This is a genomic window from Amycolatopsis jejuensis, assembly GCF_000717335.1.
GTDB classification, from domain to species: domain Bacteria; phylum Actinomycetota; class Actinomycetes; order Mycobacteriales; family Pseudonocardiaceae; genus Amycolatopsis; species Amycolatopsis jejuensis.
Genome location: NZ_JNYZ01000008.1, coordinates 229,029 through 241,710 on the forward strand (window position 1 = coordinate 229,029; position 12,682 = coordinate 241,710).

Here is a 12,682-nt window from a genome sequence, read left to right on the forward strand (position 1 = left end):
CTCACTCCGACCGCAGAGTGTCCAATCTGGTCACCTGCCGCAGCAACGGCAAGGTAAGCGCGGTCACCAGCAGCACCGCCACCACCGCCGCCCCGGCCAGCGCCGCCAGCACGCCGCCGTCCACCACCATCGGCAGGTTGGCGAGGCGCAGGATCGGCGCGGTCAGCCCGAGGCCCGCGGCGACGGCGAGGACCACCCCGACCACCACCGGAACCGCGGTCTGCCACAACGATCCCCGCGCCAGCACCCCGAGCGGCACCCCGGCCGCGGACAGCGCCGCGAGTGGCCGCCGCCGTTCGCTGATCTGCTCGATCGACAGCATCAGCAGGCTCATCGCCGCCACCGCGAGCACGAACAGCGCCGCGGTGAGCAGGACGCCGCGGAACGTGTCCACCAGGTGCTGGTCCTGGCCGGAGATCTCGTTGTAGATGTTGCTTTCGCCGATCTCCGCGTGCCATTGGAGCGCACCCACCGCGTTGGCCACCCGGTCGCTCACCGCCTGTGCGCCACCCGCGCCGCCGACGTAGAACTCCACCTTCGACGGCGGCAGCGTGGCCCCGCCCAGTGCACCGGGGGTGAGCAGCAGGTCTCCCCCGGCCGCCGGTGCGCCCTGCTCCGCGGGAAGCACCCGCAGTCCGGCCGGGACGGTCCATTCCGCCCCCTCGGCATACTGGCCGCGGACGGCCACCCCGGTGAGCCGATGCGTGCCGGAAGGCACCGCGACCGGGTACCGGTCCGCCTGGACGAAGAACGCGTCACCGTTGCTGCAATCGCCGACATCGGCGTGTACCGCAAGGGCTGCACAATCCCCGATCCTCGCCGATACGTACCTGCCTTCGCTCTTGATCAGTACCTGCGCGACCCGGTGCACCCGGTCCAGACCGTCCACTCCGGACAGCCGGGCGCGGACGTCGGCCTCGTGCCCGGTGTCCGTGCTCACCCGCACCGGCGCGGCCACCATGGCCTGCGGCAGCGGACGTGACGCCGGACGGGAATCGCCGAGCGACGTGATCATGACCTGGGTCAGGATCGTGCCAGCCAGCACCACCACCAGCCCGGACACCACCCGGCTCGCCGTGCCGCTGTCGAGCTGCAGGCGGCGCACCGCGAGCTGCCACGACGGCGGCCCGCCACCCAGCTTGCCCACGATCCGCTCGACCGCCCACGGCAGCAGCGCCGCGGCCCCGATCAGGAGCAGCACACTGCCCGCGGCCAGCAGGAGCACCGAGAACTTGTCGCCGGACCCGGGGTCGGACAGCAGTGTCGCAAGCAGGAACACCACGCCGCCCGCGGTGATGGCCCAGCGCCATCCCATCCGGCGGCGCACCGGTTTCCCCTGCCGCACCACGCCGAGCGGTTCGACGATCGTCCGCCGCAGCCCGAAAAGCGCCGAACCGACCGCGAGAGCGGGTACCGCCACCGCGATCAGCAGCACGAAGTACCACGGCGGCACGAAATCGTCGGCGAACACCCGGACCCCGAACGGATGGACCTGCCCGATCAGCGGACGCAGCGAGAAGAACAACGTGCCGCCCACGACGAGCCCGAGCATCGCCCCGACAAGCGATTCCGCCGCCGCGATCCGCTTCACCTGACCGGCGTCGACGCCCACGAGGCGCAGCGCGGCCAGCCGGCGTTCCCGTTGCGCCGCACCCATCCGCGACGCCGTGGTCACGAAAATCAGCAGCGGCAGCAGGAGAACCGCGGCGATCGGCGCGACCAGCACCAGCATGAGCGCGGACAGCCGGAACCCTTCGCCCGGCTCGCCGAACGCGTAGACCCGGTCGGCGCCGGGTCCTTCGGCCTCGAGCACCGAGACCGGCGTCCCGGCATACGCCATGAGGTCGCCCGCGTCGCCGACGCCTGCCTTCGCGATCTCGCCTGCCACCTGTCCGGGCAAGCGCGAGCGCAGGGCACCGCCTTCGGGCGAGGCCAGTTTTTCCGCCAGCGCAGGCGAAACGAAGAGCTCGCCTGGCGCGGGCAGCCGGTCGAGGCCCGGCGGCACCGGCGAGTTCGGGCCCGTCGCCGCGATCGACAGGACGTGCACCTCGTTGTCGCCGCTCCCCGGGTACCAGCCGTAGGAGAGCAGCGGCGCGACGCCCGGCCGTTCCCCGGTGTCCGGCCTCATCGCCGAGGCCCGGTCTGCCTTCGCGTCCATCAGGTGGCCGACCGACGCCGCGGGCAGCAGCACGGCGACCGCGAGGGCGATCCCGAACGCTGTCATCGCGAGCCGCAGCAGCGCCGCACCGGACATCCGGCCGCCCCCGACGGCAAGCCGGAGGCCCAGCGCCAGATCCCGGATCATGCGACGAGTTCCCGGTCGACCGTGCGCCCGTCCCGCACCACGATCTCGCGGTCGGAATAGGCTGCAACCCTGGCCTCGTGCGTAACCAGCACCACCGCGGCGTTGGTCTCGCGGGCGGCTTCGGTGAGCATGCGCATGACCTTTTCGCCGTTGAGCGTGTCGAGCGCACCCGTCGGCTCGTCGGCGAACACCACCTTCGGCCCGGTCACGAGCGCCCGCGCCACCGCGACCCGCTGCGCCTGCCCACCGGACACGTCACCCGGACGCCGTTTCGCCAGCGGGTCGACCTCGAGGCGCGCCATCCAGTCCATCGCCTTCGCCTCGGCGGACTTGCGGTTCGCGCCGGTGAGCCGCAGCGGCAGCGCGACGTTCTCCAGGCACGACAGCTCCGGCACCAGCTGCCCGAACTGGAACACGAACCCGAACTCGGTGCGCCGCAACGCACTCCGGCCCTTGTCGTCCATGCCGACGAGGTCGCGACCCGCGTACTCGATGGTCCCCGAATCCGGCCGGACGATCCCGGCGAGACAGTGCAGCAGGGTCGATTTCCCCGAGCCGGACGAGCCCATGATCGCCAGCACCTCGCCCGGCGCCACCGCCAGCGCCGCCCCGTCGAGCGCCCGCGTCTGGCCGAACGACTTGGACAGCTTGCGCCCGACCAGCAATGGTCGTGAAGAGGCCATCAGCGCACCGCCTCCGCCAGCTCGTCGAGCCGCGCCGCGGTGAGCTCGAGCCACCGCAGGTCGGCCTCCAGATGGAAGAGCGCGTGGTCGCAGATCAGCCGGTCGGCGAGGTCACCGTCGACCTTGCGCCGGGTGAGCTCGCGCATGACCTTGAGGTGCTCGGACCGCTGCACGTCGAGCAGGTCGGTGGCACTCCGGCCGGACAACAGCGCGAGGACCACCTTGGTGTACAGCGTGTTCTGCAGATACGGCTCCGGGCTTTCCGGCGTGCGAAGCCACTTCTCGACGTCGGTGACCCCCGCGTCGGTGATGGTGTAGCGCTTCCGCTCCGGCCCGTCGCCGCTCTCGACCCCGGCCACCTCGACCATGCCGCCCTTCAACAGGCGCGACAACGTCGAGTAGACCTGACCGTAAGCCACCGGCCGCCCGTGACCGAACTGCTCGTCGTACGCCCGCTTGAGGTCGTACCCATGCCGCGGGCCCGATTCGAGCAACGCGAGCAACGTGTGTGAAACCGACATACCCCTGTTTCCCTCCTTGTCCCCGTGCACCGGGGATGAGAGGGACTATACCGGACGCGTATACCTTGAGTGTATACCCCGGCAGAATAGCGCGTTTCGCCAGGTCAGCGGCAGTCAGCGGCAGTCAGGGGGTGAAGTCCGTGAAGGGAACCATCACGGAATCTGATTCCCTCATGGTTCCCTTCACGGACTTGGACGACCGCAAGGCCTTGGGTGGCATCCGGTTCGGGGATGACCTGCTGGCGGCGGCTGCGGGACTGGAACGACATCCACGAGGCCTTCCTGAGCCTGGCCTGCGGCATCATCTGCTGGCGCCGCCTACGAAACCTCTCATTGAGGTGGGAGTTCTTAGCTGTCCGTGATGGTTCCCTTCACGGACTCTTAGCTGTCCGTGAAGGTTCCCTTCACGGACCTACACGACGTGGACCTGCATCCCGCTGTCGCGCAGGGCGTCGAGTTCCTCGGGGTCGGCGGCGGAGTCCGTGACGAGCACGTCCACCGCGGTCGTCGGGGCGATTGCCGTGAAGCCGCGGCGGCCGATTTTGCTCGAATCGGCGACCACGATCGTCTGGCGCGCGCGTTCGATCAGCACAGTGCCGATCTCCGCGACCAGCTGGTGCGGCGTCGTGAGCCCCTCAGCGGCGCTGAGGCCGTCGCAGCCGACGATGGCGACGTCGGCGCTGATGGTGCGCAGCGATTCGACCGCCTGCGGTCCGACGAATGCCATGTAACTGGGCAGGTACAGGCCACCGACCGCGACGAGATGGGCGTCGGCCCAGCCGCTCACGGTGTTGATCACCGGCAGGGACGGCGTGACCACCGTGAGAGTGGCCTGCTGCTCCTCCGACAGCGCGTCGGCGACCCGCGCCACCGTGCTGCCGGAGTAGAAGAACGCAGTACGGGCGCTGTCCAGCAACTGGACCGCGGCACGGGCGATCCGCGTCTTCTCCTGGACGTGCCGCTGCTGCAGGTCGAGGTACCGACGCGGCGCGTGCTGGGTTCGCGCGCGCGTCGCACCGCCCCGTACCCGCGTGATGAGCCCTTCCTCCGCCAGCGAGTTCAGGTCGCGGCGCAGCGACATTTCGGTGAGCCCGAACTCGGCGCTGAGATCCTTGATGGTGACGAAATCCGTCTCGTCGAGCCGGTCGAGGATCCACTGGCGCCGCACCTGCGGCGTCGCGCGCGTGTCGTCCTCGCCGGTCTCCGGGTTCAGCGTCGTGTTCATTCGAACAGTCTACTGAACACCCGGGCGATTCATCGGACGGTCAGCCAGATGGTCTTCAGCTCGGTGTACTGCTCCAGCGCTTCGACGCCGTTGTCGCGGCCGCCGAAGCCGGACCTGCGGTAGCCGCCGAACGGGGTGGTGATGTCCCCTTCGCTGTAGCCGTTGACGGCGACCGTCCCGGCGCGGATGCCCCGCGCCATCCGGACCGCGACGTCGATGTCTCGGGACCACACAGTCGCGGCGAGCCCGTAATCGGTGTCGTTGGCCATCTTCAGCGCCTCGGCCTCGTCGGTGAACGACTGGACCGTGACGACCGGGCCGAAGATTTCTTCGCGCGCCACAGCCATGTCGGAACGCACGTCGTCGATCACGGTGGCCCCGACGTACCAGCCGCCGGTCTCTTCGAGCATCCGTTCGCCGCCGGTGACGACAGTGGCACCCGCCTCGCGCGCGCCGTCCACGTAATCGAGGACCCGCTTGAGCGCGTCCGGTTCGATGAGCGGCCCGAGCGTTGTCCGCACACTCGCCGGAGTGCCAACCCGCCACGTGCGCGCCTGTTCGGCCAAGGCCGCCACGAACTCGTCCTTCAGCGACGCGTGCACCAGGATGCGGGAACCGGCACTGCAATTCTGCCCGGCATTCCAGAACGCGGCATTGGCGAGGTCGGCGGCGACGGCATCGAGCCGGTCGCCGCAGTCGGCGAGGACGATCTGCGGGCTCTTCCCGCCGCATTCGAGCACGATCTGCTTGAGGTTGCTGTCGGCCGCGTACCGCAGGAACTCCCGGCCGACCGCGGTCGACCCGGTGAAGGTGACCACGTCGACATCCGGATGCCGCCCGAGCGCCTGCCCGGCGACGGGCCCGAGGCCCGGCACCACGTTGAACACCCCGTCCGGTACCCCTGCCTCGGCGGCGAGCTCGGCAATCCGCAACGTGGTCAGCGACGCGAGTTCAGGCGGCTTTACCACCACGGAATTACCCGCGGCGAGCGCCGGTCCGAGCTTCCAGGCCAGCATCGCGGCCGGGAAGTTCCACGGCAGCACGGCACCGACCACGCCGATCGGCTCGCGCACGATCAGCCCGAGGTGCCCGGGGCCGGTCGGCGACACCTTGCCGAAGACCTTGTCGATGGCCTCGGCGTACCACCTGAGTGTGGTGACCACGTCCGGCAGATCGAATTCCCGGCACGCGGTGATGGGTTTGCCCGCATCCGCCGATTCGAGCGTGGCCAGTTCTTCCGCGTGCGATTCGATGAGGTCGGCCAGCCGGAGCAGGACCCGTTTGCGCTCGGCCGGGGCGGCGTCGCGCCAGCTGCCGTTGTCGAAGGCGGCTCGGGCGGCCGACACGGCTCGGTCGACGTCGGCCGGACCGCATGCGGCCACCTGCGCGAGGACCCGGCCGGTGCCCGGCGCGCGGCTGTCGAAGGTCGCTCCGTCGGCCGCGTCGGAGAACGTCCCGGCGATGAAAGCCTGGGTGATCATGGCGCTCCTAGTTCTTGAAGGCAGGGAAGATCTCGCCCCGGGTTTGCTCCCACTGCGCGCGCAGCCGGGCGTACTCGGCGACACCGCCGGGGTCGGGCCGGACGACTTCGCCGAGTTCGACGACCGCGCCGACGGCCTCGTGCGCGGTGGCGAACGCGCCGGTGGCCAGTCCGGCGAGGATCGCGGCGCCGATGGCGGGTGCCTCCACGCGCAGGGCCGGGATCAACGGGTGATCGAGGACGTCGGCCTTGATCTGGTTCCACAGCGCACTGCGCGCCTCGCCGTCGGAAATCGTCAAGGACTCCGCAGGCAGCCCGCGAGACCGGACCAGGTCGAGCAGCGCCGGATACTGGTACGCGATCCCTTCGACGGTGGCCCGGACGAAATGCGGAAGCCGGTGGTGGCTGCCGATCCCGTGGAACACGCCACGCACGGAGTCGTCGAGTACCGGGACCGTCGCGCCTTCCACGTAAGGGAAACAGAGCAGCCCGTCGGCGCCGCGGCCGGTACGCGCAGCCTCCTCGATCAGCTGCTCGTACGGCACCCCGCAGGCGAAGGCGTCCCGCAGCCACCGCAGGGTCGTCCCCGGCCCGACCGCCACCATCTCGTGCAGGTAGCGACCGGGAACCACGTGCGGCATCAGCCCGACCACGCCGGTCGGGTCGAACACCGGCCGCTCGGCCACCGCACGCCAGCTCAGCGACGACCCGGTGCCGATGCTGCCCGCCCCGGGGTCGATCACGCCCGAGCCGAGCGCCGCGCACGGGTCGTCCCCGCCGCCGGCCACCAGGACAGTTCCCGGCACCAGGCCGATCTCGGCCGCGGCCGGCCCGAGCACCGCCCGCGGTTCCCATGGCTGGTACCGGACGTCGGGCAGGATTTCGCGGGGAATCCCGGCGTCGGTACACAATTCCTCGCTCCAGGTCCCGGTGCGCCAGTCGTTGAGGACGCTGCGGGTCGGCCCGGTCGGGTCGGTGCCGACGTCGCCGGTGAGCACGAACGCCAGGTAGTCCTTGGGCTGCACGGCATACCGGACCCTGGCCCAGACGTCCGGCTGGTGTGTCTTCGTCCAGGCGAGGTTCGCGAGGACGAGGCCGGGAATCGGCAGGGTGCCGCTGCGGTCGATCAGCCGCTCGCGGCCCAGCCCGTCGTACAGCGCCGTGGTTTCCGCTGGGTCCCGGCGATCGGACCAGTGGATGCACGGCGCGAGCACGGTGCCGTCCGCGTCGAGGAGCACCGCGATGTCGCGCTGCCCGGCGAGGCACAGCGCCGCCACCTCGCCGGGCCGGACTCCCGCCGTGGCAAGCACTTCCGGCACTGCTGTCGCCAGTGCGCGGTACCAGTCGCGCGGATCGTTCTCCGCGTGGCCCGGCTGCGGGCGGTGCATCGGGTAACTGTGTTCGGCGATCGCGACGACCCCGCGGTCCGGGTGCAGCAGCGCGGCTTTGAGCGCGGAGGACCCGACGTCGGCGCCGATGACGTAGGAACTCATGCCGACGGGACGGGCTCCGGCGCGGGCAGCGGCTCCGGCGCGCCGGGGAACTGGGCCCGCCAATAGGAAGCGATCCACTCGACCTGCGGCGCCGGGAGCTCGTGCACCTCGCCGAGCTGGCGCAGCGTCAGGTACACCTCGCAGGCCCCCTCGACCACGGACGCGGTGTGGAACGCGTGCTCCAGATCGGCCCCGACGGCGAGAAGCCCGTGGAAACGCAGGAAAGTCGCGCCGCGGTCGCGGAGTGCGTCCTCGGTGTAGTCGGCCATCTGGTCGGTTTCCGGTTGCGAGTACGGCGAGGTGCGCACGGCGCCACCGGTGGCCTCGACGAGCCCGGTGAGGATCGGCGGCAGGGTCCAGCCGAGGTTCGCCATGGTCATCACCGCCTTGCCGTGGGTGTGCACGATCGCGCCCACCTCGGGACGGCGCTGGTGGATGAGCGTGTGCATGGCGACCTCGGAGGTCGGTTCCTTGCGGCCGTCGACGATCCGGCCGTCGAGGGTGACGATGGTGATGTCTTCGGGTTCGAGGAAGTCGTACTGGGTCGAGGTCGGCGTCACGGCCAGCAGGCCGGGTTCGCCGGGCATGCGCATGCTGATGTTGCCTGCGGTGGAGTACACCAGCCGCTCGCTCTGCAGCTTGCGGGCGAAGGTGATGATTTTCCGGCGGGTTTCGAGCCACACGTCGGGCACGGGGATTCCTTTCGGGACAGACGGTCAGGACCGGGTACGCCGCACCGCGAACGCGGTGACGGCCACGACGCCGAAGACGGCGAGAGCAGGCCGGGCGAGCAGGCGGGCGAGCGCGGGCAGGTCGGCGGCGGCGATCTCGACCCGCGCGGGCCACGCGCCCATCACGCCATCGATCGCGACGGTGGTGCCGTGACGGGAGATCCGCCGTGGTTCGAACGGGAGTTCCCCGATCGGTGAGCTGACTTTCATCGGTCTCCTTCGCACCGGACGAGTTCGCGCGCCGCATCGGCACGTTCAGTGGGCGTGGTGCCGCCGGGCTGCACATAGGTGACCCCCGGCGCGGCCTCGTCGAGGGCCCCCTCGACATTCCGGACCGGCCGCGGATCGGCCGCGAGGATGACGGCGTCACCCGGAATTGCCCGGGACACCCCGTTTTCCGTCACGTGCAACACCTGCACCCGGACCCGGCCTTCGACCCGCAGCTGCATCTCCGGGCCCGGTTTCGGGAGCACGACAGGAGTTCCGCCGTATCCGCGGACCGTTTCGGCCAGATGCGCACTCCACGGGCCGTCGCCGACAATCACCGGTCGCTGCCACAGCGCAACGCGGGTCTGCAGAAGGTGTTCGGCGACCGAAGCAGGCAGCACTCCGGCCGGGCGGTCGCCCGCGATGTGGAGTTCCGCCGCAGTCGCGGGGCGCAGTCCACCGGCGAAGTACAGGTGCCGCGCGTCGATCGTGCTGATCCGGCCCGGCGCGGCCAGCAGCAGCCGCCCCGCGCGGTCCCAGCGGCAGGCGGTTTCGCCGAGCCGGAACCGGATTCCGGCGCGTTCGCCTGCGCGGACCAGGTCGCGGATCTCGCGGCCGGTCCAGCCGTGGCTGCCCCCGGCCACCGGAATCCGGTCGACCACCTCCACCGGGCCCCGATCGACGAGCGCCAGCGCGGCACCCAGGCCGCTCGGCCCGGCCCCGACGACGACGAACGGCCTGGTCATGAGCCCACCGTGCCGCGGGCCGTCTGCCGGGTGGCCGCGGGTCCGGTGCCAGTGTGCACCCCGGTCAGGAAAGTCAAGCCGGCCAAGCACAACGACCCCTGACACCGGCCGTACCCGGCGCCGGTGCGCTTGCGGATCCCGTCGACCGAGCAGGCCGGTACCGCGTCCTCCAGAGCATGGTTGATCTCGGCTGCGCTGACCTGTTCACATGCGCAGACCACCTGTCCGTACAACGGATCCAGCTCGACCAGCGACGACGGGTCCGGTGCGGTGCGCAACCGGGGCACAGGCCTCACGCGATCGGCTCCTTCGGGCCGATCATCGGCGTCGAGTCCGGCGTTCTGCAGCAACGCCAGCACTTCCTCGGCCGCCGCTGGCGAGATGCTGACGCCTGCCGAGCGGTTGGTGAGGTGCAGCAGATTGGGTACCCGGGAGTCGATCCGCAGCCGGTGCGGTTCGTCACCGGCCGGGCGGTTGGCCGCGAACGTCTTGATCACCGGGGCTTGTGCGGCGGCCGGGACGAGGTCGCGGACCTGCGCCAGGATGTGGGCGATCGTGCCGGGGTCGGTGGCGCGGTCGCCGGGGTCCTCGATGTCCTGTGCGGTCGGGCCGAGCAGCGCCGAGCCGTGCGTGGTCGGGACGACGTTGATGCCCTTGGTCCCGGTGCCGTGCGTGCAGAAGACGATCTTCGACAACCGGCTGCCGAACGCCCGGTCCAGCACGGCGTACTGGCCCTGCCGAGGCCAGCCGCGCAATGGCTCTCCCCCGGCCAGCTCGCTGATCCAGCCCGCCCCGGTGCCCGCGGCGTTGACCACGAACCGGGTGTGCACGGTCCCCGCCGACGTCGTCACCGTGCTGGTGCCGTCGGAGTGGTGCCGGATCGCGGATACCGCCGTGCCCAGGCGGAGGTCCCCGCCGTTTCTTACGGCGACCTGGGCGTAGGCGACGGTGAGCCGCATCGGGTCGATGATGCCTTCGTCCGGCAGATGCAGCCCGGCCACGCACCGCGGGCCCACGAGTGGTTCGAGTTCCCGCACTTCGGCGGCGGTGAGCGGGGCGCAGGGGACGCCGCACGCACTCACCTCGGCCCGGGTGTGCTCGAGCCGCAGCGCCTGCTCGTCGTCGAGCGCGACCATGACCGCCCCGATCCGCCGGTACGGCACGTCGAGGCGGCGGCACCGGTCTTCCCAGCCCGGGTTGCTCGCGGTGATGAGCCGGGTCTCGGCGGTTTCCGGGGCGCCGTAATAGGAAACCGCGACCCCGGCGTTGCCCTTGCTGGCCCCTTCGGCGACGTCGGGCTCCGCTTCGAGCAGGCAGACCCGCGCGGACGTCCGGGACAACCGCGCGGCCACGGCGCAGCCGAGCACCCCACCGCCGACGACCACGACGTCGAAACTCCCGTTCCGCGCCCCGCCGGTGCGGTCTGCCACGGTCATCACTCCTCCTCGCCGGTCCGGACGATGCTACGCCAGGGTGGTCGATTACGTTCGTTCGAACAGTGACATAGGTTCGAACGAAATTCAACTCTTGCTTTTCAATCGTTCGACGTGTTCCATGGGGAACCACCGCAGAGCCGCGGCGGACGCACCCCGAGCGGGTGGGCCGGGGGGCGCCGGGCACCGAAAGGACGGCGCTGAATGCCTTCAGACTCCACATCGGCACCGGCCGACGAGCGCGACCTCGCCTCGTTCGGCTACAAGCAGGAACTCGGGCGGACGCTCGGCGCGTTCTCCACGTTCGCGACCGGATTCGCCTTCATCTCGATCCTCACCGGCGCGTTCCAGCTCTTCTTCTTCGCCTACGGCAACGCCGGGCCCGCCTTCTGGTGGACCTGGGTCATCGCCGTCGCGGGGCAGCTGCTGTTCGCACTGTGCTTCGCCGAGCTGGCCGTGCACTACCCGCTGGCCGGCTCGGTCTACAACTGGTGCAAACACCTCGCGCGGCCAGGGACCTCGTGGATCGCGGGAGTGTCGCTGATCTTCGCGCTCATCGTCTCCACCGCGGGAGTCGCGCTGGCCATGCAGTTCGTGCTGCCCACCGTCTGGTCCGGATTCCAGCTCTTCGGCGACGGCACCGGCCCGTACGACTACGCCACGAACGGCGTCCTGCTGGGCGCGATCACGATCCTCGCCACCACGGTCATCAACATCCTCGGGGTGAAGGTCATCGCGGTGATCAACAACATCGGGGTTTGTGTCGAGCTCGTGGCCACGGTGCTGCTGATCGTGCTGTTGCTGTTCAGCGCGAAGCGTGGACCGCAGGTCGTGTTCGAAACGAACGGCGCCGAGACGCACAACTCGCTCGGGATGCCCGGCGCGCTGCTCATGGCGGTGCTGCTCGGGGTGTACATCCTGTGGGGCTTCGACACCGCCGGGTCCGTCGGGGAGGAGACAATCAATCCACGGAAGACGAATCCGCGCGCGATCATCCGGGCTGTTCTCGCGGCGGGGGTGATGGGTGGGTTGCTGATGCTGGCCGCGCTGATGGCGGTCGGAGATCTCAGTGCGCGGGAGTTGTCGGTGTCGGGGCTGCCGTATGTGGTCGAGAGTGTGCTGGGGCCGGTGCTGGGAAAGATCCTGCTGGTGTGCGTGGCGATTGCGGTGTTCGTGTGTGCGCTGGCCAACCAGACCGGGGCGATCCGGATGATCTTCGCGATGGCGCGGGACAATGCGCTGCCGGGGAGTGGGAGGTTGGCGCGAATTTCCCGGAGGTCTCGGACGCCGGTCATTCCTGCCGTGCTGACTGGGGTGGTGGCGGTTCTGGTGCTCGTGGCGAATGTTCGGCAGCCGCAGATCTTCGTGGTGATCACCAGTACTACGGTGGTGCTGGCGTTGGTTGCTTATGTTTTGGTGGTCGGGTCATTGACGTTGACCCGGTTGCGGGGGCGGTGGGTTCCTACGCCGCCTGGGTATTTCTCGCTTGGGCGGTGGGGGTTGCCGGTGAGCATCGCCGCTCTGGCTTGGGGATGCGTGGTGATCGTGGATATCGCTTGGCCTCGGCGGGAGGTGTTCAATCCGGCTGAGCCTTATCACTGGTATTTGCAGTGGGGTGGGGTGTTGTTCGTGGTGATCGCGCTGGGGTTGTCGTTCATGTTTTATTGGTTCGTGCAGCGGGGGAAGGTCGGGGTGTTGGCTGATCATGCCGCCCCTGTTGCCGAGCAGACGCGGCGGTGAGTTTTCCGGCCGGTCGGCTGGGGCACCCCGAAGCCGGAATTGTGACTACGGTCTGAGGGGCTTGTCAAGGCGGGAAAGATGCCTTGACAAGCCCCTCAGACCGTGTTTTGGCTTCGTA

Annotated in this window: 11 protein-coding genes; 1 reads left to right on the forward strand and 10 read right to left on the reverse strand. The window is 70.0% G+C overall.

Annotated features, from left to right (window positions below; translation table 11 throughout):
• Position 1: 1 nt before the first annotated feature.
• The 10 genes from OO71_RS12510 to OO71_RS12555 all read right to left on the reverse strand — a co-directional run bounded on the left by OO71_RS12510 (position 2) and on the right by OO71_RS12555 (position 10,827).
• Positions 2-2,305: an FtsX-like permease family protein gene (locus tag OO71_RS12510; RefSeq protein ID WP_033289853.1), complete on the reverse strand. Its 2,304-nt coding sequence runs from the start codon at positions 2,303-2,305 to the stop codon at positions 2-4.
• Positions 2,302-2,988 (reverse strand): ABC transporter ATP-binding protein, encoded by a 687-nt coding sequence (locus OO71_RS12515; protein ID WP_033289854.1) that lies wholly within the window; start codon positions 2,986-2,988, stop codon positions 2,302-2,304. The genes OO71_RS12510 and OO71_RS12515 overlap by 4 nt, the downstream gene beginning before the upstream one ends.
• Positions 2,988-3,509, reverse strand: coding sequence for a PadR family transcriptional regulator (locus tag OO71_RS12520; RefSeq protein WP_033289855.1), 522 nt, complete (start codon positions 3,507-3,509; stop codon positions 2,988-2,990). The genes OO71_RS12515 and OO71_RS12520 overlap by 1 nt, the downstream gene beginning before the upstream one ends.
• Before the next feature lie 412 nt (positions 3,510-3,921).
• Complete coding sequence (locus OO71_RS12525) at positions 3,922-4,734, reverse strand: DeoR/GlpR family DNA-binding transcription regulator (protein WP_033289856.1); 813 nt, start codon at positions 4,732-4,734, stop codon at positions 3,922-3,924.
• Between the two features lie 29 nt (positions 4,735-4,763).
• A complete protein-coding gene (locus OO71_RS12530; protein WP_051791492.1) occupies positions 4,764-6,215 on the reverse strand; it encodes an aldehyde dehydrogenase in 1,452 nt (483 codons plus the stop codon).
• A 7-nt stretch (positions 6,216-6,222) separates the two neighbouring features.
• On the reverse strand, positions 6,223-7,707 hold the full coding sequence (locus OO71_RS12535; protein WP_033289857.1) for a xylulokinase: 1,485 nt from the start codon (positions 7,705-7,707) through the stop codon (positions 6,223-6,225).
• Complete coding sequence (locus OO71_RS12540; protein WP_033289858.1) at positions 7,704-8,399, reverse strand: class II aldolase/adducin family protein; 696 nt, start codon at positions 8,397-8,399, stop codon at positions 7,704-7,706. Before OO71_RS12540 ends, OO71_RS12535 begins: the two co-directional genes overlap by 4 nt.
• Before the next feature lie 24 nt (positions 8,400-8,423).
• On the reverse strand, positions 8,424-8,648 hold the full coding sequence (locus OO71_RS12545) for a hypothetical protein (RefSeq protein ID WP_033289859.1): 225 nt from the start codon (positions 8,646-8,648) through the stop codon (positions 8,424-8,426).
• Positions 8,645-9,391 (reverse strand): hypothetical protein, encoded by a 747-nt coding sequence (locus tag OO71_RS12550; protein ID WP_051791493.1) that lies wholly within the window; start codon positions 9,389-9,391, stop codon positions 8,645-8,647. The genes OO71_RS12545 and OO71_RS12550 overlap by 4 nt, the downstream gene beginning before the upstream one ends.
• Positions 9,388-10,827: an NAD(P)/FAD-dependent oxidoreductase gene (locus OO71_RS12555; RefSeq protein WP_051791494.1), complete on the reverse strand. Its 1,440-nt coding sequence runs from the start codon at positions 10,825-10,827 to the stop codon at positions 9,388-9,390. The genes OO71_RS12550 and OO71_RS12555 overlap by 4 nt, the downstream gene beginning before the upstream one ends.
• 201 nt (positions 10,828-11,028) lie before the next feature.
• Here OO71_RS12555 and OO71_RS12560 point away from each other — a divergent pair, with 201 nt between their 5' ends.
• Positions 11,029-12,564, forward strand: coding sequence for an APC family permease (locus tag OO71_RS12560; protein ID WP_033289860.1), 1,536 nt, complete (start codon positions 11,029-11,031; stop codon positions 12,562-12,564).
• The last annotated feature ends 118 nt before the right edge of the window (positions 12,565-12,682 follow it).

Bases quoted from the DNA above. Each gene is read 5' to 3' on its own strand.
- OO71_RS12510 (WP_033289853.1), bottom strand. From the start codon at position 2,305: ATGATCCGGGATCTGGCGCTGGGCCTCCGGCTTGCCGTCGGGGGCGGC.
- OO71_RS12515 (WP_033289854.1), bottom strand. From the start codon at position 2,988: ATGGCCTCTTCACGACCATTGCTGGTCGGGCGCAAGCTGTCCAAGTCG.
- OO71_RS12520 (WP_033289855.1), bottom strand. From the start codon at position 3,509: ATGTCGGTTTCACACACGTTGCTCGCGTTGCTCGAATCGGGCCCGCGG.
- OO71_RS12525 (WP_033289856.1), bottom strand. From the start codon at position 4,734: ATGAACACGACGCTGAACCCGGAGACCGGCGAGGACGACACGCGCGCG.
- OO71_RS12530 (WP_051791492.1), bottom strand. From the start codon at position 6,215: ATGATCACCCAGGCTTTCATCGCCGGGACGTTCTCCGACGCGGCCGAC.
- OO71_RS12535 (WP_033289857.1), bottom strand. From the start codon at position 7,707: ATGAGTTCCTACGTCATCGGCGCCGACGTCGGGTCCTCCGCGCTCAAA.
- OO71_RS12545 (WP_033289859.1), bottom strand. From the start codon at position 8,648: ATGAAAGTCAGCTCACCGATCGGGGAACTCCCGTTCGAACCACGGCGG.
- OO71_RS12550 (WP_051791493.1), bottom strand. From the start codon at position 9,391: ATGACCAGGCCGTTCGTCGTCGTCGGGGCCGGGCCGAGCGGCCTGGGT.
- OO71_RS12555 (WP_051791494.1), bottom strand. From the start codon at position 10,827: ATGACCGTGGCAGACCGCACCGGCGGGGCGCGGAACGGGAGTTTCGAC.
- OO71_RS12560 (WP_033289860.1), top strand. From the start codon at position 11,029: ATGCCTTCAGACTCCACATCGGCACCGGCCGACGAGCGCGACCTCGCC.